A 25692-nucleotide genomic window follows, 5' to 3' on the forward strand; every position below is an offset into this window, starting at 1 on the left:
TTAGTCTTTGCAGATTCTTTTAAGAATACTGGAAAACACCGTTGCGATTTCATCTAAGCGGTCGCCGTAAATGGCGTGCTTTCGGTCCATGAAGTTTGGATCGTCACAACTCTCGATTGAGCCATAGAAGAAATCGTTCTGTATGCTTGTTTTCGCACAATGTTCTAAAGCCATTGCACACCTTTTGGCAAGCATCCGTGCTTCTTCGCTGTCTAGGTCTAACCCCTTAAGCTCGTTTGTGGCTTTGCTCGCCACAAGGCCCATCTTGCCAATTTTTTGATTTATCTCTGAAAGGCGCGCCAAAGTTTCTTGACGGGTTAATGCAATAGGAGTTGCAAGTTTTTCCCCGTTTTCGTCGCGTGTCGTTAGTGCGAAAGGCTTGTTCGATCCCAGACCATGCGCCGCAAGACTTTCAGCAAAGTTTCTTTTTAGTGAACTGAACATAATCTTGACACGTCAAATATTCCAAATTTACGATACGAAAAAATACGACCGAATTAGATAATGAACTGTTAATTTTAAGAATACTTTATCTGTATATTGAGCGATCCCACTAAATCTAAGAGACATATGAGACAAAATTCGTGTAATAATTTTACCATTGGATCAATATTTAAACGATTACATGGAAAATTGATGTAAATTCAAGTATATATATGCATTGCGCTATATGTTGATTGTTGACGATTGATGGAATTCAAGCCCGGCCCATGGGTGGTTTACCGCACATTTGATATGGTGGGGCCAACATTGCCGCATGTCAGCGGCAATGTTTGTTGCATTTCTTTGCAAACTAGCAGTCCACTCTGCGGGGAGTGTTTTTACTTGCGATGATCTGGGTGCATTGAATGGCCCAGAATATGATCGGACTTGCCAATGACGTCATTACTTGAGCCAACAATGAGTGGATCGAGCCTATTGACCACATTATGGTCCTTGTTTGGGTAATCCAAAGTAGACAAGAAATGGCGCAAGCAATTTAAGCGGGCACGCTTCTTGTCGTTGGACTTTACAATAGTCCAGGGTGCATCAGCGGTGTCTGTATAAAAGAACATTGCTTCTTTGGCTTCAGTATAGTCGTCCCATTTATTGAGAGATGCTTTATCAATTGGGGAAAGTTTCCACTGTTTTAGCGGTTCGCGACTACGTGATTTAAAGCGCCGAAGTTGTTCTTCGCGGGTTACTGAGAACCAATATTTAAAAAGATGGGTCCCCGAGCGCACAATCATGCGCTCAAATTCTGGACATTGGCGCATGAACTCTAAATATTCGCCTGCTGAGCAAAATCCCATTACCCGCTCTACGCCTGCTCGGTTGTACCAAGATCTGTCGAACAGCACGATTTCCCCTGCGGAGGGCAAATGTTTAACGTAGCGTTGGAAATACCACTGGGACTTTTCGCGATCTGTCGGTTTTTCCAGGGCGACGACATGGGCACCACGTGGGTTTAGGTGTTCCATGAACCGTTTGATCGTGCCGCCTTTGCCCGCCGCGTCGCGTCCTTCAAACAATAGGACGAATTTTTGCCCTGTATCTCTTGCCCAGTCTTGTACTTTTAGCAATTCTATTTGAAGCTCGGCCTTGCGCTTCTCATAGGTTCTGCGTGCGATCTTGCTGGCATAGGGGTAATCGCCATTTTCGAAAGCATGACGGATGGCATCTGGATCGCGGCGCATTTGCGCCAGATGATGTCGTTTGTCGTCCAGATGAGATTGCGCGCTGATGTCGGTCTTTTTGACAGGAACGGCGTTTGCAATTAGGTTTTCTCGGATCGTCTCGATGGACATATACTCCCCCTTCTGTGTTTGCCAGAATAGGAGTATATGACAATTTTATGACACTCCGCATTGAGTGAGATCAAACAGAACTAGATCGTCAGAATGCTTTAAATGTCAGCGTTGTGAGCGACCGCGAAATACCTGGGATGTCCAGAATATTGTCGTTGAGATACATGCCGACATCTTTGTCGTCCGGGACATAAATCTTCATCAAGAGATCAAAATCACCACTCGTTGAATAGAGTTCAGATGTGATTTCGCGTTCATAAATTGCATCCGCAACGTCATATGTTTTGCCCGGAACGCACCGCAATTGAACAAATACACAAGTGGTCATAGCTCAGTCCTCACATGCCAAAGTTCGGGGAACAGTTCCACATCTAACATGCGACGTAAATATGATACGCCGCCAGTGCCACCTGTTCCTCGCTTGAACCCGATAATTCTTTCAACTGTTGTAACGTGATTAAAGCGCCAGCGGCGGAAATAATCTTCGAAATCAACAAGCTTTTCTGCCAGTTCATAGAGCGACCAATGATTGGCAGTATCTTGATAGACTTTCTTCCAAGCGAGCTGAACGTCTTCGTTCGCCTCGTGCTGATCTGTGACGTCCCGGTTTAGTACTTCGCTTGGAATTGCGATCCCGTTGCGGTTTAAAAGATGCAGCGCTTCATCATATAGGCTGGGCATTTCCAGCTCAGATTTCAGCAGTGCGTAAACTTCTTCTTTGTGCGCGTGGGGTTTGAGCATCGCCTTGTTGCGGTTGCCCAATATATATTCCACTTGGCGATATTGATGTGACTGAAAGCCTGATGACTGACCAAGTGTGTCGCGAAACTCTGTATATTCACTTGGCGTCATGGTGCGCAACACGTCCCATGCATTATTGAGCTGTTCAAAAATACGCGCCACCCGCGCCAGCATCTTGAAGGCCGTTGGTAGATTATCTGATTTCAGTGCTTCCCGCGCGGCATGAAGTTCATGGATGGCAAGGCGCATCCAAAGTTCTGAGGTTTGGTGTTGAATGATGAACAGCATTTCATCGTGAGCCGATGAAAGGGGGTGCTGCGCATTTAAGATTTTGTCGATTTGTAGATAGTCGCCATATGACATGCGGCCATCAAACGACATTTGAGCGCCTTCTTTGGCGGGGTCGTAAGGTTTGTTATTTTCACTCATTCTCATGTTCCAATTCAATTTCAGCCTGACCGGTAAGCGGCCATTTGGGTGCTAAAGTGAAATGGAAGCGGTGCCTCTTGGGATGCCAAAGCGGCTTTCATCGGTCACATACCAATCAGTGGCAACTGTGCAATGTTGCTTCCAATTGTTCGCGATGTGAGCAGAAGAAGATTGCATCGGTTAAGTTACCCGTGAGCGTTGATTATATTCTGGCTTATCCCAAAGCTTGTTGTCCAGCACATCCGCTAAAATCTTTACCGCTGCAACAACATCTTGTTCGTCAATGTAAAGAGGTGTGAAGCCAAATCGCATATTGTTTGGCGCACGGAAATCGCCGATGATCCCACGTGCAATCAATGCTTGCATTGCCGCATAGCCATGATCGAAACTAAACGTGACTTGGGAACCACGACTTTCACCATCGCGCGGGCTGTTTAAGGTTAGCGATGGGCAGTGGTTTTCAACTTCGACGATGAAGAGATTACAAAGTTCAATCGACTTCTCGCGGACCTGCTTCATTGTCACCATGTCCCAAATATCAAGGGATGCTTCAAGGGCGGTGAGGGCGATCACTGGGGGCGTGCCAACGCGCATACGCTCGATGCCGTCGCCGGCGCGGTAATCGAGGTCGAACGCAAATGGGGCTTCATGCCCCATCCAACCAGAAAGAGCTGGCCGGGCAGTTTCTTGATGGCGGGGCGCGACGTAAATGAAGGCCGGGGCGCCGGGGCCGCCATTAAGATACTTGTAGGTGCACCCGACAGCGAAGTCTGCATTGCATTCCGTCAGGTCAACCTCAACAGCACCAGCGGAGTGGGCCAAATCCCAGATCACGATTATGCCGAGGGCCTGGGCCTTTTTGGTCAGCGCCTTCATATCGTGTTTGCGACCAGTGCGATAATCAACTTCGGTCAGCATCAAAACGGCAATGTCTTCACTGAGCGCCGCTTCAACTTCTTCTGGATCGGCAAGGCGCAGTTCGTGACCATTGTCCAAAGATTTGAGCAATCCTTCGACCATATAGAGGTCGGTTGGGAAATTACCATTGTCGGATAACGCAACTTTGCGTTTTGGGTTCAGTTCGAGGGCCGAGGCAACTGCCTGATAGACTTTGATGGATAGGGTGTCACCCATCACCACGGAACCGGCTGGAGCGCCGATAAGATTGCCGATCCGGTCGCCAATGCGCGAAGGTTGGCCCATCCAGTCGGCCTTGTTCCAGCCTGTGATCAGCAAATCACCCCATTCTTTTGTGAGCATTTCACCTACATGGTTTGGTGTTGCCTTTGGCAACGGACCAAGGGAATTGCCATCCAAATAGATCACGCCTTCAGGCAGATGAAACATGGATTTGGTTTTTGCAAAAATGCTCATGGATTAGTTTGCCCTTAGTTGGAAGCGCTGAATTTTGCCGGTTTGGGTTTTGGGCAATTCATCGGTAAAGACGATTGAACGCGGATATTTGTAGGGGGCGATGGTGGCTTTGACATGATCTTGCAATCGCTTGATCGTATCTTCGTCCTTTGGTGCTTCATCAACCAAAACGACATGGGCTTGAACAATATGCCCACGCTCTTCGTCCGGTGATCCAATAACGGCACATTCTACAACATGGGGGTGAGACAAGAGTGCTGCCTCTACTTCTGGCCCTGCAATATTGTAACCGGACGAGATAATCATATCGTCATTGCGGGCTGCGAAGTGGAAATAGCCTTCTTCATCTTGCACGAATGTGTCACCCGTAATGTTCCAACCGTCGATCACATATTTTGTCTGGCGGTCATCCGCGAGGTATCGGCAACCTGTTGGGCCACGCACCGCGAGGCGACCAGGTTCGCCGCGGGGCATTTCGTCCATATTGTCGTCGACGACCTTTGCCTCGTAGCCCGCCACTGGCCTGCCGGTACACGCCGCTTTTGCATCTTCAAAGCGGTTGGAAATGAAGATGTGCAACATTTCGGTTGCCCCAATTCCATCGAGCATTGGTTTGCCTGTTTTTTCCCACCATTCTTCGAATACGGGGGCAGGCAAAGTTTCACCCGCGGAGACAGCGCAACGCAATGTCGATAAATCGGCACCTTCATCCATGGCTCTCATCATGGCGCGATAAGCGGTGGGGGCAGTAAAGCAGACTGTGGCTTTGTGGGTTTCGATAATTTCGATCATGTTGGCTGGGGACGCTGTTTCGAGCAGCGTGGCCGTCGCGCCAAATCGAAGCGGGAAAATTGCCAATCCGCCTAGCCCGAATGTAAAGGCTAGGGGCGGTGAGCCAACAAATACGTCATCTGGGGTGACGCCAAGAACCTCTTGGGCATATCCGTCTGCGATCATCAAAAGATCTCGGTGAAAATGCATGGTGGCTTTAGGCTCGCCAGTGGTGCCAGAGGTAAAACCGAGCAGCGCGACATCGTCTCGCCCGGTGCGGACTGCATCAAACTGAACCGACTTGCCCAAGGCAACGCGGTCAAGTTCTGCATCATGGTTGGCGGTGCCATCAAAGCTTACAATGGTCTGCAAGAATTTTGATGTTTTGCCGCAGGCAACGATCTCGTCCATCATGCGACTATCGCATAGAGCAATGGTGATCTCTGCTTTGTCGACGATCGATGATAGCTCGCCAGCACGCAGCATGGGCATGGTGTTGACGACCACCGCGCCCGCCTTGGTGGCAGCAAGCCAGCAGGCGACCATCGCGGGGTTGTTGGCTGAGCGCACGAGAACACGGTTGCCCGGTTTTACGCCATAGTCTTCAACCAGAGCATGGGCCAATCTGTTGGTCCAATCGGCCAATTCTTTATAGGTGCGTTGGCGGCCATTGCCGATCAAAGCAACATTGTCACCAAATCCCTTTTCCACCATCGCATCTGTTAGGATGCGACCGACATTCATATATTCTGGATAGGCAAAGTCTTCGGTGAGGAAGACCGGTTGTGCGTCGGCGGGCGGCAGATTGTCCCGCGCGAAATTATCACTATGTCCGGATGGTCCCAGCTTCATTTGATCTCCCCCAATGCTTGACGTGCGATAACGATTTTTTGGACGTCTGATGCGCCCTCATAAATGCGTAACGCGCGGATTTCGCGGTATAGGCTCTCCACAATGGAGCCCTTGCGCACTCCATCTCCCCCGTGAATTTGTACTGCCTTATCAATTACTTCTTGCGCTTTGTCGGTGGCGTAAAGTTTGGCCATAGCGGCTTCTCTCGTCACGCGGGCAGCGCCCATATCTTTGGTCCAAGCGGCGCGGTAGACCAGCAATGCGGCTGCGTCGACATCAAGCGCCATATCAGCGATGTGGCCTTGTACCATTTGCAGGTCAAAAAGCGGTGCGCCAAAAAGTTCGCGATTTGATGCGCGATCTAGTGTTTCGTCGAGCGCCCGACGCGCAAAGCCAAGGGCTGCTGCGCCAACCGTTGAACGAAAAACATCTAGCACGGACATGGCGATTTTAAAGCCTTGGCCAGGTTGACCGATCATGGCGGAAGGGGGCAATTGCATGTCAGCAAATTTAAGCCGCGCCAAAGGATGGGGCGCGACAACGTCGATACGTTCCGCGATCTCTAACCCCGTCGTGTCGGCGGGCACCAAAAATGCGGAAAGGCCTTTTGCCCCGGGCCCTTCGCCTGTACGGGCAAACAGCACATAGACATCAGCGATCCCGCCATTGGAAATCCAGGTCTTTTCGCCGTTTATGACATATTGGTTGCCGCGCAGTTCTGCACTGCATTCAATGTTGGCAACATCAGATCCAGATTTTGGTTCGCTCAATGCAAATGCTGAAAGGGCTTTCCCGGATCGAGTTTTTTTAAGCCATTCGCGCTGTTCCATGCTGCCAAAAAGGGAGACAGCGCCCATGCCAAGCCCTTGCATGGCGAAGGCAAAATCGGCGAGCCCATCGTGTCGGGCGAGGGTTTCGCGAATGAGGCAAAGGCTGCGCACATCTAACTTTTCACCTTCGTCGGCACCGGTGTGCTGAAGAAAACCAGCCGCACCCAATTCAGCGACGAGTTTTAGGCAGGCTTCATCCGTGTCGGTGTGATCAACGGGCAAGTTGGCCTCGCACCATGCCTCGAGTTCGGCGGAAAGGGCGTGGTGTTTGTCTTCAAAAAACGGCCAATTGAGGAAGCTCTTATCTGGCATTAGTCGCCCTCAAATATTGGTTTTTCTTTTTTCACAAAAGCGTTGTAAGCCCGTTCAAAATCTTTGGTTTGCATGCAGATGGCTTGGGCTTGAGCTTCAGACTCAATTGCTTGATCCAAGCTCATGTTCCATTCTTGGTTCAACTGGGTTTTGGTGATCCCGTGGGCAAAAGTTGGCCCCGATGCAATGCGCTGCGCCATTTTGATGGCGGCGGCTTCTAGGTCGTCGGCACTATGAAGGGCGTTGAAAAAGCCCCAGTTTGCGCCTTCTTCGGCGCTCATGGAACGGCCTGTATAAAGCAGTTCCGCCGCACGGCCTTGGCCAATGATGCGGGGCAACATGGCGCATGCGCCCATGTCGCAACCAGCAAGGCCGACGCGGGTAAACAGGAAGGCCGTTTTCGCCTCTGATGTTGCAAGGCGGAGATCTGACGCCATCGCAATGATTGCCCCGGCGCCAACGCAGACGCCGTCCACCGCTGAGATGATTGGTTTGGTGCAATGGATCATCGCTTTCACGAGATCGCCCGTCATACGGGTGAAGGCCAAGAGTTCTTTCATGTCCATTTTGACCAATGGACCAATAATGTCGTGAACATCGCCGCCTGAACAAAAATTGCCGCCATTTGAAGCGAAGACGACCGCGTCCACATCATCCGCGTAGATCATCTGGCGAAATGTGTCGCGCAGTTCTGCGTAGCTTTCAAAAGTAAGGGGGTTTTTGCGTGTCGGGCGGTTGAGATTGATCACCGCAACCCGGCCATCCATGCGCCATGCAAAATGTTCGGGTTTTAAGTCGCTTAGTTGCACGGGTTTCAATGTTCGTCCTCCCGCACTTTGGACAAAACGTCGATGAAGTGGCCGATCTCACTTTCATTAATTTCTTTTAGATGCTCGTTGAGCCATCGTTCGTGTTCTGCGGCCATTTCAGCAAATTTTTGGATGCCTGCGGGGGTGAGACGAACCAAGGTTGCGCGTTTGTCGCCTTTGACTTGTACACGGATGACAAAACCTTCTTGCACCAACCTGTCTATGATGCCCGTCACATTACCGTTGGAGACCATCAGTTGCTTGGAGAGTTGGCTCATGCGCAACCCGTCGCGGGTGCGGTCTAGCATCGCCATGACGTCAAAGCGCGGCAGGGTTGATTGAAACCCTAGTCGCAATTCTTCACGCAGTTCATTCTCGATGAAGCGGGTCGTTTTTAGCATTTGCAGCCAAAGGCGCAGTCGTTGCTTGCTTACGGGTTGGTCTTCTAGCTTTTCGTTTGCCAAACTCATATTTCGCCCCCTGAAATTGAAATGGCTTGTCCATTGATGCCCTCAGAGCCTTCGCCGCACAGCCAAAGCGCGGCTGCGCTGACCTCAGCTGGTTCGATGAGGCGTCCTTGTGGGTTGTTTTTAGCGATTGTTGCGCGAGCCTCGTTTTCGCCCATGCCAGTCTTTTCGACAATTGTTGCCACCGACCTGTCGGTCATTTCAGTGTTTAAAAAACCGGGACATAATGCGTTGACGGTGATGCCCTTTTTAGCAACCTCAAGCGCCATGGATTTGGTGAGCCCGATAACCCCGTGTTTCGCCGCAGTATAGGGAGCCACATAGGCATAGCCTTTAAGTCCGGCGGTTGAAGCAACTGAAATGAGGCGGCCCCATTCTTTATCCTTCATATTGATTAGTCCCTCTTTGAGGGTGAGGAACACACCAGTCAAATTGACGGCGATCATTTTGTTCCAACTGTCTAAATCGGTTTTGACGACCGGTGCGCTTTGTGCCGCGCCAGCATTTGCAATCACGATGTCCATTGGGCCAATTTGCTCGAACATGGCCTTAACCGCATTCTCGTTGGTGACGTCTGTGACAATTGTAGAGATCTGGTCGTGTTGCGCGGCGGTTTTTTCTAAGGAAGCAGCAGTGCGCCCCGAAATGAAAACGCGTGCGCCTCTGTTAGCGAAAGCCAATGCCATATCGGCACCTACGCCGGTGCCGCCACCTGTAATAAGAACTGATTTTTGGCTTAAACTCATGCTTTTGTCCCAATGCCTTCTGCACGCTCGGCCAGTCGCATCATTTGATCGCGGCCGGGGTGATATGGTTCTGGCCAATTGCTGGCTTTGTCGCCAAGTGCTGCCGCGGCGTGCAGGGTCCAGTATGGATTGGCAAGGTGTAGTCGTGCAAGGCAGACCAAATCTGCCCGGCCGGCCATGAGAATTGAGTTGGCATGATCGGTTTCATAAATGTTGCCAACCGCCATGGTTTTTAGGCCTGTTTCGTTTTTGATCCGGTCAGAAAATGGGGTTTGGAACATGCGTCCATATACGGGATTGGCGTTGATGGAGGTTTGGCCAGCGGATACGTCGATAATATCTATACCTACTTCAGAGAACATTTTAGCAATCTTCACAGCCTCTTCAGGCGTTACCCCGTCGTCGCCGACCCAATCGGTAGCTGAGATGCGCACGGACATTGGTTTTTCTTGTGGCCACGCCTCGCGCATGGCGCGGGCAATCTCGAGGGGATAGCGCATACGGTTTACTAGGCTGCCACCATATTCATCGTCTCGAATATTTGAAGTTGGCGAAATGAACGAAGAAATCAAATAGCCGTGGGCTGCGTGCAGTTCGATCATGTCAAACCCGGCACGGTTTGCCATTTTAACTGAAGACAAGAACTGGTTCTTGACCATGTCCATATCTGCGCGGTTCATTGCTTTGGGCACTGCATTATTGTCGGACCATGGAATGGCGGAAGCGGAAAGCAATGGCCAATTGTCGGCCTTTAGCGGCGCGTCCATTTCTTCCCAGCCAAGTTGGGTCGAGCCCTTGCGGCCGGAATGACCGATTTGGCAGCAGATTTTTGCGTCTGTTTCGGCGTGGACGAAGTCTGTCAGCCTTAGCCAAGCTGCCTCATGTTCTGGTGCATAAAGCCCGGGACAGCCTGGGGTGATGCGTCCTTCAGGGGAAATACATGTCATTTCGACATAAATAAGTCCCGCGCCGCCTTTGGCACGTTCTGCATAGTGAGAAAAATGCCAATCTGTGGGGCAGCCTCCTTCGGCCTTATATTGGGCCATTGGAGAAACGACGACGCGGTTTTTCAGTTCCATCTCGCGCAGTTTGAACGGGGCGAACATTGGCGCGCGATGGGAATTTGGGGCTCCAGCTTCTAATTGGAACCATGTTTCTGCCGACTTCACCCAATCAGGGTCTCGAAGGCGTAGATTTTCGTGGCTGATCCGTTGGGATCGGGTCAATAATGAATAGTTGAATTGGACGGGATCTAGATCCAGGTAGCGCTCAACTTGCTCGAACCATTCTAAAGAATTGCGGGCCGCTGATTGAAGACGCAAAACATCGAGACGGCGTTCGTCTTGATAGCGGTCGAACGCGGCTTCCATATTTGGTTCTGTGTGCAAAAGATTGGCGAGCGCGATGGCGCTATCAAAGGCGAGGCGGGTGCCAGAACCAATGGAGAAATGGGCGGTCGCAGACGCGTCGCCCAGAAGAACAACATTCTCATGGTGCCATTTTTCGCAAAGGACCCGAGGGAAATTCATAAAGACGGCAGAGCCACGCAAATGATCAGCGTTAGAGATCAATTTATGACCATCAAGATGGTCAGCAAACAGCTCTTCGCATTTCTCAATAATTTGCTGCTTTGACATATGTTCAAAGCCGATTTTGTCCCATGTATCTTGTTGGCATTCAACGATTACTGTGGCTGTTTCATCATCAAATTGATAGGCGTGAACCCATACCCAGCCATGCTCGGTTTTCTCAAAGATAAAGGTGAATGCATCGTCAAATTTTTGGTGGGTGCCAAGCCAGATGAACTTGCACTCTCTGACGTCGACATTTGGTTTGAAATGCTCGGCGTAATGTTCGCGAACAGCGGAATTGATGCCGTCACACGCGACAACCAGATCATAGTCTTTTTGATAGTCTTCAACCGACTGAACGTTGGTTTCAAATTTCAAATTTACACCAAGTTCACGAGCGCGTTCCTGCAAAATGAGCAACATTTTCATGCGACCAATGCCAGCAAATCCGTGGCCAGACGACACAGTTCTGTGTCCATCGTGAACGACTGCGATATCGTCCCAATAGGCGAAGTTTTCGCCGATCTTTTGTGCGGATACAGGATCGTTTGTGCGCAGATTGTCTAAGGCATCATCAGAAAGCACGACGCCCCAACCAAACGTGTCGTCGGCCTTGTTGCGCTCAAATATGGTGATGTCAGCTTCAGGCTGGCGAAGTTTCATCGAAATGGCAAAATATAGGCCAGCTGGGCCGCCACCAAGACATGCAATCTTCATCAAATCCTCCCACTTAAGTTGGCATATGATTGCACCGGAGAAAATATATTTCAAGCTCAAAATTTTATGCTTGAAGTATTTCTAAATTCGTGTCTGAATGTGTCTAGTTTTTGTGAGATGAGGCTTGATCAATTTGCAAGTGCGCAGAGATTGGGCGACCAATGGGCAAGAGATAGGAACAAGCGAGTTAATGGAAATGCCGGTAATTAGCGATTGGGATGATGCATATGCGAACGGCGCTTACATTGACGGCGCGGCGGCATATCCTGAGCGTTGGGCGGGTTTGGCCAAGGCGTTTCGTGACCAGCAGGTTGGGGACGGGCGCGCTCAGCTGGATGTCGAATATGGTCCAACTGATCGAGAAAAGTTCGACCTGTTTTTGCCCAAACAAAAGCCAAAAGGGTTGGCGGTGTTTGTGCATGGTGGCTATTGGATGGCGTTTGATAAATCCTCTTGGTCGCACCTTGCGCAAGGTGGAATAGACAATGGATGGGCTGTTGTTTTGCCCAGCTATACGCTTGCGCCAGAAGCGCATTTGACGCGCATGTCGATGCAGATCGCCAATGCCGTTACACTCGCGGCGCAACAGATTGACGGGCCAATTCGATTGGCTGGGCATTCGGCAGGGGGGCATCTCGTCACCCGTCAAGCTTGCGCACAATCGCCGCTAAGTTCCGCGGTTCAGGACCGGATTGAAAAGGTGGTTTCCATTTCTGGATTGCATGATCTGCGCCCATTGATGAAGACCGAAATGAATGAGAAATTGGTGCTTGATGAGGATGAGGCGATTGCCGAAAGCGCGGCGTTGCAAAGGCCAATTACGAACATAGAGTTGATGTGCTGGGTCGGGGCGGATGAGCGGCCTGAATTTTTGCGACAAAACAAATTACTCGCCAGTATTTGGGCAGGCTTTGGTGTGGGAACCGCTTGGCATGAAGCGACGCAAAAACACCATTTCAATGTCATTGATGATTTGGCTGATGGGCAATCTGAGTTGGCCCAGCAATTTACGCCATAGGCGAATTTTGCTCGATATTTTAATGTTGAAATATATTGAATATCGTGCAGACTAAATGAGGATGAGAGAGGAAGATAGGGGAGTTGAACGGGCAGAATTGCGTGAGTATTCTCAGGTGTTTCTGTATTAGATTTGCACATAAAGTTGGTCATTTGCGGCTACAAATAATCAATTGAAATCTGATGGTGTTCAAACAAGATGCTCTGCTTTTTTCTCGTTCTTTTAATGTTGCTCTTTTGGGCAATTCTAACGGGAGGAAAATATGAAACACTTGAAAACTTTGACCGCAAGCATGCTTGCTTTGTCGCTAGCAGCGACAAGCATGGCATATGCAGGCGGTGCGAAAATTGGCATGATTACGACGCTTTCTGGCGGCGGTTCCGGCCTTGGCATTGATGTGCGCGATGGCTTTATGTTGGCGATCAACCAGTCTGACAATAAAGACGTTGAAGTGGTAATTGAAGATGATGCGCGCAAGCCTGAATTGGCAGTGCAAATTGCAGACAAAATGATCCAAAGTGAAAAGGTCGATATTTTGACCGGCATCATTTGGTCGAACTTGGCGATGGCCGTTGTGCCGTCTGCGACAGCGCAAGGTAAATTCTATCTTTCACCGAATGCTGGTCCATCTCCTTTGGCGGGGAAAGGCTGTCACCCGAACTATTTCAACGTCGCTTGGCAAAATGATAATTTGCATGAAGCGATGGGCGCTTATGCCAATTTTGAAGGCTACAAAAACAGCTATATTCTCGCGCCAAATTACCCAGCGGGTAAAGACGCTCTAACAGGCTATAAGCGCTTTTATGAAGGCGAGTTGTCTGGTGAAGTTTATACCAAATTGGGTGCAACAGACTATGCGGCAGAAATCGCACAAATTCGCGCTTCCGGTGCGGACAGCGTGTTCTTCTTCCTGCCAGGTGGCATGGGCATTGCGTTTATGAAGCAATATGCGGCTTCCGGCGTTGATATTCCGGTGCTTGGCCCAGCATTCTCGTTTGACCAAGGTATTCTTGGTGCTGTCGGAGAAGCTGCACTTGGTGTGCGCAATTCATCGCAATGGTCGAAAGACATCGACAATCCAACAAACAATGCGTTTGTGGCCAGCTTCCAAGAAGAATATGGCCGTTTGCCATCGCTTTATGCAAGTCAGGGTTTTGACACAGCAAATCTTATCCTGTCTGCGCTAGAAGGCGCTGATGTGAACGACCAAGATGCGTTCCGCGCAGCATTGAAAGTTGCTGAGTTCGACTCCGTTCGGGGCGAATTTAGATTTGGCAACAACCATCACCCAATTCAGAACATTTATGTTCGTGAAGTGATCAAAGAAGGTGATGTTTTGACCAACAAGATCCTTGGTGTTGGCCTAAGCAACCACCAAGACGCCTATGCCGCTGAGTGCAGCATGTAATTTTGGTTGTGCGGGGCATTGCGCTCCGCACACACCCATTTTGAAAGCCGAAAAGAAACTTTCATGACAAGTGTGCTGTTTTTTGAACAACTGCTGAACGGGTTGCAATTTGGTGTAACGCTGTTTTTGATGGCTGCCGGGTTAACCCTCGTGTTCGGCGTGATGGGCCTGATCAATCTTGCCCATGGTTCGCTATATATGGTCGGCGCTTTCGCTTGCGCTGCTGTCGCGGCTGCAACCGGGTCGTTTTGGCTTGGTTTGATCGCTTCAATCGTCGCTGCCGCATTTGCCGGCGCGATCATTGAAATGACGATTATCCGTCGGCTCTACGATCGAGATCATCTTGATCAAGTGTTGGCGACATTTGCCCTGATCCTTATTTTTTCTGAGGGAACCCGTTTCTTATTTGGTTCGTTCCCTTTGTTCTTAGACGTGCCAGCAATTTTGGCGGGGCCTGTGATGTTGCCTGGGGGTTTGCCTTACCCAATTTATCGCCTTTCAATTATCGTCGTGGGTGGGTTGGTCGCGTTAGGTCTTTATCTGCTGATTGCAAAGACGCGGCTTGGTATTCGCATTCGGGCAGGTGAATCGGATCGCGAAATGATTGCCGCGCTCGGCGTTGACATTCGCACACTTTACACAATCGTTTTTGCGCTGGGTGCGGGACTTGCTGGCTTTGCAGGCGCACTTGTTGGTGCCCTGCAATCGGTGCAAGTGGGCATGGGCGAACCGGTTCTCATTCTGGCGTTCGTGGTCATTGTTATCGGTGGCATCGGGTCGATTAAGGGGGCGTTGATCGCGTCCATATTGGTCGGCGTTGTCGATACAATTGGGCGCATATCGCTACCGTCTTTGTTTGGTTTGTTCATGGAACCAAGTGCGGCAAGTTCGGTTGGCTCGTCGCTATCCTCCATGTTGATTTATGTGCTGATGGCGATTGTCTTGATCTTTAAACCTGAGGGATTGGTGTCAAAAAATGGCTAATCTCTCTCGTGAAATGCTGGTCAATATTGCGCTGACAATTGGGATGCTGATTTTCCCCTTTATCGCCATGGCCATTGATGAACCTTTTTACATTACGTTAGCGACGCGGGTTGCCATTTTGGGGCTGGCTGCGGTTGGCTTGAACTTCGCGCTGGGGACCGGCGGACTAATATCATTCGGGCATGCTGCCTTCTTTGGCATTGGCGGATATGCGGCTGGGATTTTGGCCAGCCATGCATTGAACTATACCCCCCTTATGGCAAGTCCGTTTTTGCTTGAGGGCACAAACCAGATGTTGATCATTTGGTTCGTGGCGATCGTATTCTCAGGCTTGGCGGCTTATCTGATCGGGCTTTTAAGCCTTCGAACGTCTGGCGTTTATTTCATTATGATCACCCTCGCGTTTGCGCAGATGATATATTATTTCGCCATTTCGTGGCCTGCATACGGCGGAGAAGATGGCCTTTCTATCTATGTCAGAAACGCGTTTCCGGGTGCGAATACGCTGGATCCGCAAAGCTTTTATTTCATCTGTCTCGGTTTGCTTTTGGGCGGCATTTGGCTTTCCGCTGTTTTGAAGAATTCCCGGTTTGGGGCGGCACTCCAATCCGCACGTCAGAATGAAGAGCGGTTGTGCGCTGTTGGGGTGAAGCCGTTTAACATCAAGCTCACCGCATTTGTGATTTCGGGCATGATGACAGGCTTGGCGGGTGCGCTGTTTGCTGACCTTAACCGCTTTGTTTCCCCTTCAATGTTGTCTTGGCACATGTCGGGCGAAATTATGATATTGGTGATCCTTGGTGGCGTTGGACGTCTTTATGGACCACTCGCAGGGGCAATCATCTTTATCCTGTTTGAATTTATCTTTGGCGGGATGACGGAGCATTGGCAGTTCTTCTTAGGATTGGTGTTGCTGGGTGTTGTGCTGTTTGCACGGGGTGGCATTATCGGCCTGATCGCTGGGAGGGCACGCCATGACTAGTCCGGTTCTGGAAATCAATAATCTCAATAAGAATTTTGGTGCACTGAAAGCGACGGACGGTGTTTCGCTGACGTTAAATGAAGGTGAAATTCATGCGCTGATTGGGCCTAACGGGGCGGGCAAATCAACGCTGATCAAGCAGATTTGCGGCGGCATTTCGTCGGACAGCGGGACAGTGAAGTTCTGCGGTCAAGATTTGGCCGGATTGGATGTCGCTGAACGGGCACAATTGGGACTTGGCAGAACGTTCCAAATCTCCTCGGTGATTTTGGAGTTCTCAGCGCTGCGCAATGTCATGTTGGCGGTGCAAGCCAATGCGGGCACCAGCTATCGTTTTTTCAAAAGCGTTCGAAAAGACAAGGTTCTGGTCGAGCGGGCCATGGACATATTGACCCAAGTTGAATTGGATGCCCGCGCAAATGTAAGCGCTGCTGAATTGTCCCACGGGGAACGACGGCAGCTGGAAATCGCACTGGCGCTTGCTTTGGAGCCGAAGGCGTTTTTGCTGGATGAACCAATGGCAGGCATGGGGCCGGAGGGCAGCAAACGGTTGATTGCGTTCCTCGATCAGTTGCGACATCAAGCGCCAATTTTGCTGATTGAGCACGATATGGACGCGGTGTTTGCATTGGCGGACCGCATTTCCGTTTTGGTTTACGGGCGTATTGTGGCTAGCGGTTCGGTAGATGAAATTCGCAACGACCCAGCGGTGCGGGAAGCCTATTTGGGAGAAACCGTATGACCCGTTTGCTGAAGATCGAAAATATCGAAACCTATTATGGTCCGTCTCAGGCTTTGTTCGGCGTTGATTTAGAAATGGGCGAGGGGGAAGTTGTTGCGCTTATGGGGCGCAATGGTATGGGCAAAACCACAACCATTCGCACCCTATGTCGGATGTCGCGGCAAAAGAGAGGGGACATCTTTTTTGCAGGGCGAGATATTGCCAACCTACCATCTCACAAGGTGGCGCAATTGGGTGTTGGCTTGGTGCCTGAGGGGCGTCGTTGTTTCCCGAACCTGACCGTTGAAGAAAACTTGGTAGCTGCGGCTCGTGGTGATGTCTGGACACTAGAAAAGGTCTATGAGTTGTTTCCTCGATTGGAGGAGCGCCACGTCCAACTCGCCAATACGCTTTCAGGTGGTGAACAACAAATGTTGGCCGTGGGCCGTGCATTGATGACCAATCCCAAGTTGCTGGTTTTGGATGAAGCGACGGAAGGCCTGGCCCCGGTTATTCGCACCGAGATTTGGGGGGCGGTCAAAACACTGAAGGCTGCTGGGCAATCGATTTTGATCGTTGACAAAACCCTTTCCGAATTGCTGCCATTGGCGGACAAATGCGTGATCTTGGAACGCGGTCGTACGGCCTGGACGGGCACACCGGACGAACTGACGGATGAGCTGGCGGATCGGTATTTGGGGGTCTAAGGCATGGCAACATACATATTTGATCAGCGTGTGATGTTTCAGCATTGTGACCCGGCGCAAATCGTCTTTTATCCGCGCTATTTTGAAATGGTGAATGCCACAATTGAAAATTGGTTCGAGCAGGTGGCTGACTATTCGTATGTTGAAATGTTCAACAGTGCGAACAGCGGCGTGCCGACTGCTGCAATCGAAGCACGGTTTTACGCACCAAGCCGACTGGGCGATTTGCTGCATTGGCATTTGGTGGTGAGCAAATTGGGCAACTCAAGCGTTTCGTTTGAAATTGAAGCAAATACAGACAGTGAGAAGCGCATGAGTGCGTCAACCACCCTTGTGCATATTGATGCCCAGACAGGCAAATCGTCGCCGTGGCCAGCAAATGCCCGCGCAAATATTACACAGTTTATGGAAGATCAGTGATGGCGAACATTATTCTACACCCTGAAGGTTGGAAACCGGCCAAAGGTTATGCAAACGGCGTGGTTGCTGAGGGTCGCACAATATATGTTGGCGGGCAGATCGGCTGGAACGGCGATCAGGTTTTTGAGACCGATGAGTTTATTGGCCAGATGAAGCAAGCCCTGCGCAACATTGTAGATGTGGTGGCAAAAGCGGGGGGCGAGCCCAAGGACATTGTTCGCATGACATGGTTTGTGGTCGACAAGAAAGAATATGTCGCGAAGCAAGCGGAAGTTGGCGCGGCCTATCGAGAAGTTATGGGCTATAACTTTCCAGCAATGACAATGGTTGTGGTTGCTGATTTGATTGAAGACCAAGCCAAGATTGAGATTGAGGCGACAGCTGTTTTGCCGAGCTGAGCCCTGTTCGTTGGTCAGTGAGGGCGGTTTTTGCCGCCACCCATGTGTTTAGAATTCAGATTTAAGGCCAACATTTGCGTTTATGTTGAATGCGTGAGCCGTGCCTGCGCTTATTTGTGCACCCACAAACAAGTGAGCATTGTTCGATATCTGATGATGTAGGTTTAACTTCGCGAATGCCGAAACAGAGCTGGTTGCGCCACCTGGGTCAAACGACAAATTTTCGCCAAGCATAGTTGCGTTGATAGCGTTCGCGCCCCAAACGAACCGTCCATCAACACCGGTTGTAAGGGTTGCTTTGGTTCGCTCTTTTTCCACTACATCCACCGCCAATTGAGCGCGTGCATCTATTGTATGGGTGTTGCGGGCGCCAACTGTCAGTGCAGCTTCACTATCAGTTTCGGTGTAACCATCCGTATGTTGGAATGTATAGCGGCCTCTAAAACTTGTACGGGCCTTCATGCCTGACAGCGAGAATTCGGGCGTGTGAAGGATGACTTCTGGCGCAACAAAATAGCCACTATAGTTGGCTTTCGCTGTTTCGATGCCGCCGTCGATAACGTTGTTTAAGACAGTGCGGCTGCTTGAGTGTTGGATAGCACCACCAGACATTGCGAAATTCATCACATCGTTGTAATCGGCATAAAGGCCGAGCATTTGTGTCATTGTATCAACAGTTTGGCCGTCGCCAGCTGTGGTCAATCTGTTGGTGCCGAAGCCAACAAAGCCACCCAGCAACCAATCAGCATTTGCCTGCGTGTCAAGACCGATTGTCGTGCCGCCAAATATATTGAGCGCGTCAGCTGATGAACCTGATGCCCTGTTTAGCTGCAAACCAGCAAAGCCATCTGCCCAGACAGTGTTTTGTACTGCTGGCTGTTGCCAATCGGCCCCCTCAGGCCAATCACTTTGTTTTGTCGGTGCGTAACCGAGTGCGGCTGCGGGCTGTGCGCTAGTGACAGAGCGGCGAGAAGTCAAAATATCAAATGTCCCACTGATCAAGCTGTCGATACTATTGTCCACATTGGCAAGTCCGGTTGTGTCCAGCACATCGACTGTCGTGCCCTGAACCACAACGGGTGAGCCGTTTGAATTGATGGTTTCTGGCTTTTTGTCGAACGTGTAGTGGATTGAGATCCCGTTCTCTACGTTCAACGTGTCGGTGCCGCCATTGAGTTTTATATTGCCTCTGATCAACGTGCCGACGCCAAGGGTCAAGGTGTTGTTAGCTGCCCCACCTGCAAATTCGATAGCATCGTCTGCCCCTGCAAGTATCTTGCCGCGGTTGACGAGGGTGGTGTCCAGTCCTGTAATCGAGATGCCTGTTCGCCCTGCCGATTGTGCATTGATGGTGCCAGTGTTCATCACTTCGTTGTTATTGCCATTTGCCACAATACCGCTAGCACCAACGCCCAAAACGTTAAGAAAGCCACTGTTGGCAATTTTCGAGTCTAGGGCTGTCAGCACAATGGCAGTATTAGCATTGCCGTTCACTGAAATGGTGCCGTTGTTAGTTAGTATGGACTTGTCGCCGGTCGCAACCATCGCGTTTGTGTTCGTGCTGCTAGTAATGATTGCGCCGTCGTTTCTTAGGGCGCTGCCAGTTCCACTTGCGCTAAATGCTTCGCTGTTGTCGCCTATCACGGTGATCTTGCCGGTAGAAGTTACGTGAGCGTCTGCCCCAGTGCCGCTCATGCCGACACCACGACTGCCGATACCTGTCGTCTTAATCGAGCCCGAGTTTGTTACTTTGTTATTGGCCCCTGTGGAAGAGATACCATTCGCATTGATTGCATTGCTCGCGAGCGTACCCGCGTTGTCGACCGAGGAGTCATTGTTTGTCAGCGAAACCGCGGAGGTTGCGGCCACTGTCGAATTGATCGCGCCGCCTGCCTCAATAACAACCTTGTCACCCACATTTGCTGCTGTGACACCAGCGTTCAATGTCTCACCATTTTTCACCGTAATGCTCTGTGCAGAGGCAGAGGACGCAACCAATATGCTAAAAACTGATACGCCTAATGTTAGTGCGTTTCTGACTTTGCTGAGGTCAGATTTTTGCGAAAAGTGAAACTTAAAGTACATTGCGCCCTCGATACTGAATTATGTATCTTCGTCATAGCCAAAATGTAGGTGGGTCGCGCCTGCCATTTGGGGGGCGTGTTCGGATCAATTTTGTAGGATTGCTCTGTGTGCAAATGGGTAGTTGTTGATGATTGAGTTAGAGAAGCTTTACGACTGTGCGGAAGCGCACCTGAGCGGTAACCAGGATTGGGTTGGTTTCGCAACCGCATTCAGCCAAATCTTTGGTGCAAGTTTTGCTTTGTATCGTGAGAAGAAAGTACGCGCTGAAAACCCCGAAAACGCTGTAGATGTTATCTCGACAAATGACCCTGATTGCTTAAGCGAATTCAACGAAATGCGTTTGCTTGGCCCTATGCCGATCGAGGAAGATAGCCTGCCACCGCTGGAACCGAACCGCCGCACCGATTTCCTTTCCGATGAGAAAGTCCGAAACCTTGGTGCTTATTATGACTTCATGAAACGGCATGAGGTTTTCTATCTGATGATCGTTCCAGCGTTGATGCCGGACGGAAAAGTCCTGTCGCTGACTTTGTGGCGGCCAGAAAATGGCGAGGATTTCAGTGAGATCGAAAAGCAAAGACTGGCGCTGTTTATGCGGCATCTATTGGCGCTCGTAAAAGAGCCAGAGCCGATAATTGATAGCCATACAGCGGCATTAGATTCTTTTGGGGAAAAGTACGAACTAACTTCGGCAGAATTGGATGTGTTGGCTGAGATGCTTTCTGGGCAATCATTGCGTGAAATTGCAAATCGAACTGACCGGAGCTATGGTACCGTGCGTTGGCACGTCCGCAACATATTGTCTAAATGTCAGGTTAGCAGTCAGCAAAACCTGCTTCGAGAATTCTATGCGTTGATTACGCGATAGAGGGGAGGGCGCAGCTCCCGCCGCGCCCAGAGTTCTTATGTTGTCTTATCCCAACAATAGGCTTGGCAACCACAGGACGATACCTGGGAAGGCAATCAGTACTGCGATGGTTATTGCATCGGCCACGAAGAATGGTGATGCACCGCGGAAAACGTCTTGAACGGAAATGTCCGAGCGCACCCCGGCAACAACAAAGCAGTTGAGGCCGATGGGTGGGGTGATCAAACAGAGTTCGGCCATTTTGACCACAATGATGCCGAACCAGATGGCGCAACCCCAGCCGCTCATGCCAAAAGCACTGTCCGCCGCGGTGACGTCCATGCCCCCATTTAGGGCCATGACCGCAGGGAATACGACGGGTAAAGTCAATAGCAACATGCCGATTGCGTCCATGAACATGCCCAGCACTGCATATGCCAATAGAATGCAGATGAGGGTGATCATTGGATTTTGCTCAAGCGTTACAATCCAATCGGAAAAAGCACCGGGCAGATCTGCAAAACCCAAGAAGCGAACAAAGATCAAAACGCCCCAAATGATGGTAAAAATCATCACCGCCAATTTGCCGGTTTCCATCAACGCGTCTTTAAACTGTGGCCAACGCATGCCGTGGATTAGAGCCATCACAAAGATAACAAATGCGCCGATGGCACCGCCTTCAGTTGGTGTGCCCCATGCGTCTCCACCGAACGGGTTGTAGATGAAGCAGATGATGATGATCACAACAAAGAAAATCGGAAATGCAGGTGGCAAAGACTTGAACCGCTCGCCCCAAGAATAGCCACGTACCGGTGGGCCGAGATTTTTGTTGAAGGTTGCCATCAAGACAACCAGACCGCCATAGATAAGTGCAGAAACGGCACCGGGTAGGAACCCGGCCAGCAACAAGGCACCCACATCTTGCTCCACAATAATGGCGTAAATCACCAAAATTGCGGACGGGGGAATGAGTGATGCCAAGGTGCCGCCTGCGGCAACAACACCCGCGGCAAAGCGTTTGTCGTAACCGATTTTCAGCATTTCGGGGATCGCGATCCGGGCGAAAACGGCAGATGTGGCAACTGACGCACCAGACACGGCGGCAAAGCCAGCGGTAGCGAAAACAGTGGCCACGCCCATGCCGCCGGGTAACCAACCGACCCATCTTTTTGCCGCTTCAAACAGCGCCTTGGTTAGGCCCGCATAATAGGCGAGATAGCCAATGAGGATAAAAGTTGGGATGAGTGACAGGGCTTGTGACGACACTTTTGAATGGGGCACTTGGCCTGCGGTTTTAGTGGCGACTTCGATGGCCCAAAAGAACTGGTTGGGGTCATACCCTTTTTTGGACCAGAAAATCCAAATGAGGCCTGTAAGTCCAGCGAGTGCTGCGGCAAAAGCAACGCGGACGCCAATTAAGACCATGATGAGAAGCAGGCCGGTGACAACGAGGCCAATATCAATCGAACTCATTTGACTTCCTCCTCGTTGTCAAAGCCGGAAACATGTTTTGCTTCGTTTGCGGCTTGGGTTGCGGCATCTTCGATCAGCGGCACGGCAACGGGCTCTAGCGTGCCGGTGCGCAGGGCACGGCCATAGCCCCAAAGCTGTAACGTTAGGCGAATTGAAAGCACGAAGAACGCAACGGGGGCGAGCAATTTGGCTGGCCAAAGCGGAATGCCGATATCCATGGAACTATCACGGCTCCACAAGGGGGCTGCAAAGTCAAACGAGCGGGCAAAGTGAGCCCAAGAACCCCACATCAGGAGGAGCATGAGAATAAGCATGACGAAGGTTGAGATAAACTCAGCCGACCATAATGCTCGGCCTTTCAGTCTACCGACCAAAATGTCCATGCGAATGTGGCCGCCAACACGTTGGGTGTAGGCGACGCCAATAAAGGCGATGAGCGGCATGGCTTGTTCGATCCAGTCGACATACCCTGGCAATGGGCGGTTGAAGAAGTTTCGACCACCTACCGAAAAAACGGCCATTAACATGAGTGAAAAGACGGCAAGGCCGCCCATGAATGCGAGGACACCCTCAAGTTTGAACAGCCCGCGATCAAAGCGCGAAAGCCAGCTATCGTCAGTTAGAACAGATGAAGCACCTGCCATTTTGTTTCCCCCCAAATTGAAACGTGCGTTCCAAATTAGATTAGATAAAAATCACCCGGCGTCACGCTTTTCAATTGGCGCGGCCGGGTGAAATTACTTCAGTTGCTTAGTTGGCGAGTGTTGAAAGCACCAAGTCTAGCAATTCTTGAGCAGGAAGACCTTTTGCAGAATTGTCTTCCACCCATGACTTAGCAATGCCACCAGCAGCAGAACGGAAAGCGGCGAGCTCTTCGTCTGAATAGGTCACGCGCTCAATGCCGCGCTCGTCAAGTGCTGGACCCCAAGCATCCATTGTTGCGCCATTATAGTTGGCGACATAATGACCCAAAGCTTCAGGAATTGAGCTCATTAGAGCTGCTTTATGGTCATCTGAAAGGCTGTTTAGCGCGTCAGTGTTGGCAACAACTGGGCAGTTAACGGTGCCCGGGTTTAGGTTTGTTGTCCACCATTTGCCGCTTTCGATTGTGCCGAATGACATGTGTGCGTGAGGCGCGAATGAAACGGCTTTCACAACGCCAGAATCTAGCGCTTGGCGTACTTCAGTTGCTGACATTGAGTTTGGAACTGCACTAACAGATTCCATTGCACGGCCAATGCCGCCCGTCGCCCGCACCGTCATGCCAGCAAAGTCGGCAACCGTGCGTGGCGCATCGCCTACACCCACAAAGTTATATTGTGGCAAAGGAGATGGCATCAACAATGTTGCGTTCCAACGGCCAAGGTCTTTTTGAACTGCTGGATGATTGTAAACGGCCAGCGAAACTGCAATTTCCTGTTCTAAAGAACCTACGCCAAGGAATGGCAATTCAAGAACAGTGATTGATGGGTTTTTGTCAGCGTGATAGCCCGCACAGAACTGCGCCATTTCAAACGCGCCGATTGAAATACCATCAAGGTTCTCGCGGTTTTTAGAAAGACCGCCATAAGATAGGTTTAGCGTGAAGTCGCCACCGGTTTTGGCTGAAACCAATTCGGCCAGCTTTTCAACGTGCTCTGTAAATGCACGACGCTTGCCCCAAACAGAAACGTTCCATTCTACGGCCATGGCCTCAGCGCCAAAACCAAACGTTAGGCCAGCCGCAATGGCTACCTTTACAAACTTATTCATAGTGTCCTCCCAAAAGAATCTTCAACGCGGTCAATTGACCTTGTTGAGAGCATCCTAATGGGTTGCCACAGTTTGCCTATGAGGAAAAATGCGCAAGGCATTGTACAGTGCCTTGCGGAAATCCGCAGGGTAATATTCGTTACAAAAGGTCAGATTTGTTGAGGTTGAGTTTGACGATTTTCTCGTTGAGCGTTCGACGACCAATGCCGAGCGCTTCTGCCACCGCGTCCATTTTTCCTTTATGGTTGCGGATCGCCTTCGCGATTAGAGAGCGTTCAAGTGCAGCAACCGCTTCGCGCAAGGTTTCGGGTACATCGCCCATGTCATTTTGAACGCGAAGTGCTTCTGAAACGGAACCTGCACCACGTCGCGAGGCCAACACCAGCCGCTCGGCTACATTGCGCAGTTCGCGCACATTGCCCGGCCATTCGTGGGCGATGAGGATGGCCATATCTTCTGTTGTCACGTCCGGCACTTGGGTTTCGTAAAGCTCCGCGTAATTTTGCAGGAAATGTTCGAAAAGCAGTGGAATATCGTCTTTGCGTGAACGCAGTGTCGGCAAGTCGATCACCACATTGTTGAGCCGAAAATAAAGGTCCGACCGGAAGCGGCCATCATTAATGGCTTGGTCTAGAGGTTCGTTGGATGCGGAGACGATGCGTACATTGACAGTGATTGGTTTGTCGGCTCCAACCGGCAAGATCTCGCGCAATTCAATTGCGCGCAACAGTTTTGCTTGAACGTCCATTGTGCAGGTGCCGATTTCGTCGAGGAACAATGTTCCCCCCTCAGCCTGACGGAACAAGCCTTGTGAATGTCCTGCTTCGCCAAAAACCCTCTTTTCAAAACCATCCGCTTCAATCGTCGCGCAGTTGATGGCGAGAAAGGGACCGTTCGCCCGGTCAGATAGATTGTGCAGGGCGCGGGCGACCAGTTCTTTGCCGGTACCGGTTTCGCCAAGAATGAGTGCGGCGGCGTGGGCGGAGCTGAAGTCTAAAACACTTTCACGCACCGATTGCAGCATTTCGGACTTGCCCAATAGGACCCGATCCAAGCCGGACAGGGTTGCCAATTGCTTGCGTAGGCGCTCGGCGTCTTTTGACAGGCGGTTCTTTTCAGCCGCATTGCGCAGGACGGACAAAAGACGTTGTGGATCGAACGGCTTTTCCAAAAAACTATAGGCCCCGTCGCGCATGGCTTGCACCGCTGTTGGAATGTCGCCGTGGGCGGAAATCAAAACGATGGGCAATTGCGCGACATTTGATTTTTCGCTCAAAAGGTCCAAGCCGGAGCTTTTGGGCATGCGGACATCTGAAAGGATGACATCGGGCAAAAAGGCGGTGACCTTTTCTTCGATTTGACCTGTATCAGCCAAGGCTTCAACTTCCCAACCTGCCGCTTCCAAGAGATGAACCAGCGAACGCCGCATCTCTTTGTCGTCGTCGATGACAATCACGCGGTGACCAGAGTTTTTTGATGGATTTGCCAATT

25 protein-coding genes are annotated in these 25692 nt (G+C 50.7%); 9 read left to right on the top strand and 16 right to left on the bottom strand.

The features are described 5' to 3' along the window. The 11 genes from AC2D8L_RS15085 to AC2D8L_RS15135 all read right to left on the bottom strand — a co-directional run bounded on the left by AC2D8L_RS15085 (position 1) and on the right by AC2D8L_RS15135 (position 11406). On the bottom strand, positions 1-444 hold the full coding sequence (locus AC2D8L_RS15085) for a hypothetical protein (RefSeq protein WP_484686301.1): 444 nt from the start codon (positions 442-444) through the stop codon (positions 1-3). 377 nt (positions 445-821) lie between these two features. Continuing rightward, entirely contained in the window at positions 822-1787 is a 966-nt protein-coding gene (gene ppk2 / locus AC2D8L_RS15090) for a polyphosphate kinase 2 (RefSeq protein WP_484686302.1), read from the bottom strand. Between the two features lie 88 nt (positions 1788-1875). Next, positions 1876-2115 (bottom strand): Lrp/AsnC ligand binding domain-containing protein, encoded by a 240-nt coding sequence (locus AC2D8L_RS15095; RefSeq protein WP_484686303.1) that lies wholly within the window; start codon positions 2113-2115, stop codon positions 1876-1878. Further along, the gene (gene kynA, locus AC2D8L_RS15100) at positions 2112-2957 is read right to left on the bottom strand and encodes a tryptophan 2,3-dioxygenase (RefSeq protein ID WP_484686304.1); all 846 of its coding nucleotides are present in this window, start codon (positions 2955-2957) and stop codon (positions 2112-2114) included. Before kynA ends, AC2D8L_RS15095 begins: the two co-directional genes overlap by 4 nt. Positions 2958-3137: 180 nt before the next feature. Beyond that, complete coding sequence (gene kynU / locus AC2D8L_RS15105; protein ID WP_484686305.1) at positions 3138-4331, bottom strand: kynureninase; 1194 nt, start codon at positions 4329-4331, stop codon at positions 3138-3140. 3 nt (positions 4332-4334) lie between these two features. Further along, on the bottom strand, positions 4335-5954 hold the full coding sequence (locus tag AC2D8L_RS15110; protein WP_484686306.1) for an AMP-binding protein: 1620 nt from the start codon (positions 5952-5954) through the stop codon (positions 4335-4337). After that, positions 5951-7096 carry an acyl-CoA dehydrogenase family protein gene (locus AC2D8L_RS15115; protein ID WP_484686307.1) on the bottom strand — a complete coding sequence of 382 codons (1146 nt, stop codon included), beginning with the start codon at positions 7094-7096 and terminating at the stop codon, positions 5951-5953. The genes AC2D8L_RS15110 and AC2D8L_RS15115 overlap by 4 nt, the downstream gene beginning before the upstream one ends. Then, positions 7096-7914 (bottom strand): enoyl-CoA hydratase family protein, encoded by an 819-nt coding sequence (locus AC2D8L_RS15120; protein ID WP_484686308.1) that lies wholly within the window; start codon positions 7912-7914, stop codon positions 7096-7098. Before AC2D8L_RS15120 ends, AC2D8L_RS15115 begins: the two co-directional genes overlap by 1 nt. Beyond that, on the bottom strand, positions 7911-8375 hold the full coding sequence (locus tag AC2D8L_RS15125; RefSeq protein WP_484686309.1) for a MarR family winged helix-turn-helix transcriptional regulator: 465 nt from the start codon (positions 8373-8375) through the stop codon (positions 7911-7913). The genes AC2D8L_RS15120 and AC2D8L_RS15125 overlap by 4 nt, the downstream gene beginning before the upstream one ends. After that, positions 8372-9118, bottom strand: a complete 747-nt coding sequence (locus AC2D8L_RS15130; RefSeq protein ID WP_484686310.1) for an SDR family NAD(P)-dependent oxidoreductase — start codon at positions 9116-9118, stop codon at positions 8372-8374. Before AC2D8L_RS15130 ends, AC2D8L_RS15125 begins: the two co-directional genes overlap by 4 nt. Next, on the bottom strand, positions 9115-11406 hold the full coding sequence (locus AC2D8L_RS15135) for a bifunctional salicylyl-CoA 5-hydroxylase/oxidoreductase (RefSeq protein ID WP_484686311.1): 2292 nt from the start codon (positions 11404-11406) through the stop codon (positions 9115-9117). The genes AC2D8L_RS15130 and AC2D8L_RS15135 overlap by 4 nt, the downstream gene beginning before the upstream one ends. A gap of 124 nt (positions 11407-11530) precedes the next feature. Between AC2D8L_RS15135 and AC2D8L_RS15140 the strand changes: the two genes are divergently transcribed. From AC2D8L_RS15140 to AC2D8L_RS15175, 8 genes are all read left to right on the top strand, one after another. Then, positions 11531-12424, top strand: coding sequence for an alpha/beta hydrolase (locus AC2D8L_RS15140; protein ID WP_484686312.1), 894 nt, complete (start codon positions 11531-11533; stop codon positions 12422-12424). A 262-nt stretch (positions 12425-12686) separates the two neighbouring features. Next, positions 12687-13832, top strand: a complete 1146-nt coding sequence (locus AC2D8L_RS15145) for an ABC transporter substrate-binding protein (RefSeq protein WP_484686313.1) — start codon at positions 12687-12689, stop codon at positions 13830-13832. Positions 13833-13895: 63 nt separating this feature from the next. Further along, positions 13896-14816: a branched-chain amino acid ABC transporter permease gene (locus AC2D8L_RS15150; protein WP_484686314.1), complete on the top strand. Its 921-nt coding sequence runs from the start codon at positions 13896-13898 to the stop codon at positions 14814-14816. Next, complete coding sequence (locus AC2D8L_RS15155) at positions 14809-15798, top strand: branched-chain amino acid ABC transporter permease (protein ID WP_484686315.1); 990 nt, start codon at positions 14809-14811, stop codon at positions 15796-15798. Before AC2D8L_RS15150 ends, AC2D8L_RS15155 begins: the two co-directional genes overlap by 8 nt. Next, a complete protein-coding gene (locus AC2D8L_RS15160; protein ID WP_484686316.1) occupies positions 15791-16540 on the top strand; it encodes an ABC transporter ATP-binding protein in 750 nt (249 codons plus the stop codon). The genes AC2D8L_RS15155 and AC2D8L_RS15160 overlap by 8 nt, the downstream gene beginning before the upstream one ends. Further along, positions 16537-17226 (top strand): ABC transporter ATP-binding protein, encoded by a 690-nt coding sequence (locus AC2D8L_RS15165; protein ID WP_484686317.1) that lies wholly within the window; start codon positions 16537-16539, stop codon positions 17224-17226. Before AC2D8L_RS15160 ends, AC2D8L_RS15165 begins: the two co-directional genes overlap by 4 nt. Positions 17227-17229: 3 nt before the next feature. Further along, entirely contained in the window at positions 17230-17646 is a 417-nt protein-coding gene (locus AC2D8L_RS15170; RefSeq protein WP_484686318.1) for an acyl-CoA thioesterase, read from the top strand. Next, positions 17646-18044, top strand: a complete 399-nt coding sequence (locus tag AC2D8L_RS15175) for a RidA family protein (RefSeq protein WP_484686319.1) — start codon at positions 17646-17648, stop codon at positions 18042-18044. Before AC2D8L_RS15170 ends, AC2D8L_RS15175 begins: the two co-directional genes overlap by 1 nt. A gap of 48 nt (positions 18045-18092) precedes the next feature. On the opposite strand, the gene AC2D8L_RS15180 is transcribed toward AC2D8L_RS15175, so the two are convergent. Then, positions 18093-20129, bottom strand: a complete 2037-nt coding sequence (locus tag AC2D8L_RS15180; RefSeq protein ID WP_484686320.1) for an autotransporter outer membrane beta-barrel domain-containing protein — start codon at positions 20127-20129, stop codon at positions 18093-18095. 127 nt (positions 20130-20256) lie between these two features. Here AC2D8L_RS15180 and AC2D8L_RS15185 point away from each other — a divergent pair, with 127 nt between their 5' ends. Then, positions 20257-20997: a helix-turn-helix transcriptional regulator gene (locus AC2D8L_RS15185; protein WP_484686321.1), complete on the top strand. Its 741-nt coding sequence runs from the start codon at positions 20257-20259 to the stop codon at positions 20995-20997. A 45-nt stretch (positions 20998-21042) separates the two neighbouring features. On the opposite strand, the gene AC2D8L_RS15190 is transcribed toward AC2D8L_RS15185, so the two are convergent. The 4 genes from AC2D8L_RS15190 to AC2D8L_RS15205 form a co-directional block, all read right to left on the bottom strand. Next, positions 21043-22449, bottom strand: coding sequence for a TRAP transporter large permease (locus AC2D8L_RS15190; protein ID WP_484686322.1), 1407 nt, complete (start codon positions 22447-22449; stop codon positions 21043-21045). Beyond that, a complete protein-coding gene (locus AC2D8L_RS15195) occupies positions 22446-23093 on the bottom strand; it encodes a TRAP transporter small permease subunit (RefSeq protein WP_484686323.1) in 648 nt (215 codons plus the stop codon). The genes AC2D8L_RS15190 and AC2D8L_RS15195 overlap by 4 nt, the downstream gene beginning before the upstream one ends. Positions 23094-23199: 106 nt before the next feature. Next, positions 23200-24201, bottom strand: coding sequence for a C4-dicarboxylate TRAP transporter substrate-binding protein (locus tag AC2D8L_RS15200; RefSeq protein ID WP_484686324.1), 1002 nt, complete (start codon positions 24199-24201; stop codon positions 23200-23202). Positions 24202-24340: 139 nt separating this feature from the next. Next, positions 24341-25690 carry a sigma-54-dependent transcriptional regulator gene (locus AC2D8L_RS15205; RefSeq protein ID WP_484686325.1) on the bottom strand — a complete coding sequence of 450 codons (1350 nt, stop codon included), beginning with the start codon at positions 25688-25690 and terminating at the stop codon, positions 24341-24343. Between the last annotated feature and the right edge of the window lie 2 nt (positions 25691-25692).

Source organism: Maritalea sp. YIW29 (assembly GCF_057219265.1).

Bases quoted from the DNA above. Each gene is read 5' to 3' on its own strand.
- AC2D8L_RS15085 (WP_484686301.1), bottom strand. From the start codon at position 444: ATGTTCAGTTCACTAAAAAGAAACTTTGCTGAAAGTCTTGCGGCGCAT.
- ppk2 (WP_484686302.1), bottom strand. From the start codon at position 1,787: ATGTCCATCGAGACGATCCGAGAAAACCTAATTGCAAACGCCGTTCCT.
- AC2D8L_RS15095 (WP_484686303.1), bottom strand. From the start codon at position 2,115: ATGACCACTTGTGTATTTGTTCAATTGCGGTGCGTTCCGGGCAAAACA.
- kynA (WP_484686304.1), bottom strand. From the start codon at position 2,957: ATGAGTGAAAATAACAAACCTTACGACCCCGCCAAAGAAGGCGCTCAA.
- kynU (WP_484686305.1), bottom strand. From the start codon at position 4,331: ATGAGCATTTTTGCAAAAACCAAATCCATGTTTCATCTGCCTGAAGGC.
- AC2D8L_RS15110 (WP_484686306.1), bottom strand. From the start codon at position 5,954: ATGAAGCTGGGACCATCCGGACATAGTGATAATTTCGCGCGGGACAAT.
- AC2D8L_RS15115 (WP_484686307.1), bottom strand. From the start codon at position 7,096: ATGCCAGATAAGAGCTTCCTCAATTGGCCGTTTTTTGAAGACAAACAC.
- AC2D8L_RS15125 (WP_484686309.1), bottom strand. From the start codon at position 8,375: ATGAGTTTGGCAAACGAAAAGCTAGAAGACCAACCCGTAAGCAAGCAA.
- AC2D8L_RS15130 (WP_484686310.1), bottom strand. From the start codon at position 9,118: ATGAGTTTAAGCCAAAAATCAGTTCTTATTACAGGTGGCGGCACCGGC.
- AC2D8L_RS15135 (WP_484686311.1), bottom strand. From the start codon at position 11,406: ATGAAGATTGCATGTCTTGGTGGCGGCCCAGCTGGCCTATATTTTGCC.
- AC2D8L_RS15145 (WP_484686313.1), top strand. From the start codon at position 12,687: ATGAAACACTTGAAAACTTTGACCGCAAGCATGCTTGCTTTGTCGCTA.
- AC2D8L_RS15150 (WP_484686314.1), top strand. From the start codon at position 13,896: ATGACAAGTGTGCTGTTTTTTGAACAACTGCTGAACGGGTTGCAATTT.
- AC2D8L_RS15155 (WP_484686315.1), top strand. From the start codon at position 14,809: ATGGCTAATCTCTCTCGTGAAATGCTGGTCAATATTGCGCTGACAATT.
- AC2D8L_RS15160 (WP_484686316.1), top strand. From the start codon at position 15,791: ATGACTAGTCCGGTTCTGGAAATCAATAATCTCAATAAGAATTTTGGT.
- AC2D8L_RS15165 (WP_484686317.1), top strand. From the start codon at position 16,537: ATGACCCGTTTGCTGAAGATCGAAAATATCGAAACCTATTATGGTCCG.
- AC2D8L_RS15170 (WP_484686318.1), top strand. From the start codon at position 17,230: ATGGCAACATACATATTTGATCAGCGTGTGATGTTTCAGCATTGTGAC.
- AC2D8L_RS15175 (WP_484686319.1), top strand. From the start codon at position 17,646: ATGGCGAACATTATTCTACACCCTGAAGGTTGGAAACCGGCCAAAGGT.
- AC2D8L_RS15180 (WP_484686320.1), bottom strand. From the start codon at position 20,129: ATGTACTTTAAGTTTCACTTTTCGCAAAAATCTGACCTCAGCAAAGTC.
- AC2D8L_RS15185 (WP_484686321.1), top strand. From the start codon at position 20,257: ATGATTGAGTTAGAGAAGCTTTACGACTGTGCGGAAGCGCACCTGAGC.
- AC2D8L_RS15190 (WP_484686322.1), bottom strand. From the start codon at position 22,449: ATGAGTTCGATTGATATTGGCCTCGTTGTCACCGGCCTGCTTCTCATC.
- AC2D8L_RS15195 (WP_484686323.1), bottom strand. From the start codon at position 23,093: ATGGCAGGTGCTTCATCTGTTCTAACTGACGATAGCTGGCTTTCGCGC.
- AC2D8L_RS15200 (WP_484686324.1), bottom strand. From the start codon at position 24,201: ATGAATAAGTTTGTAAAGGTAGCCATTGCGGCTGGCCTAACGTTTGGT.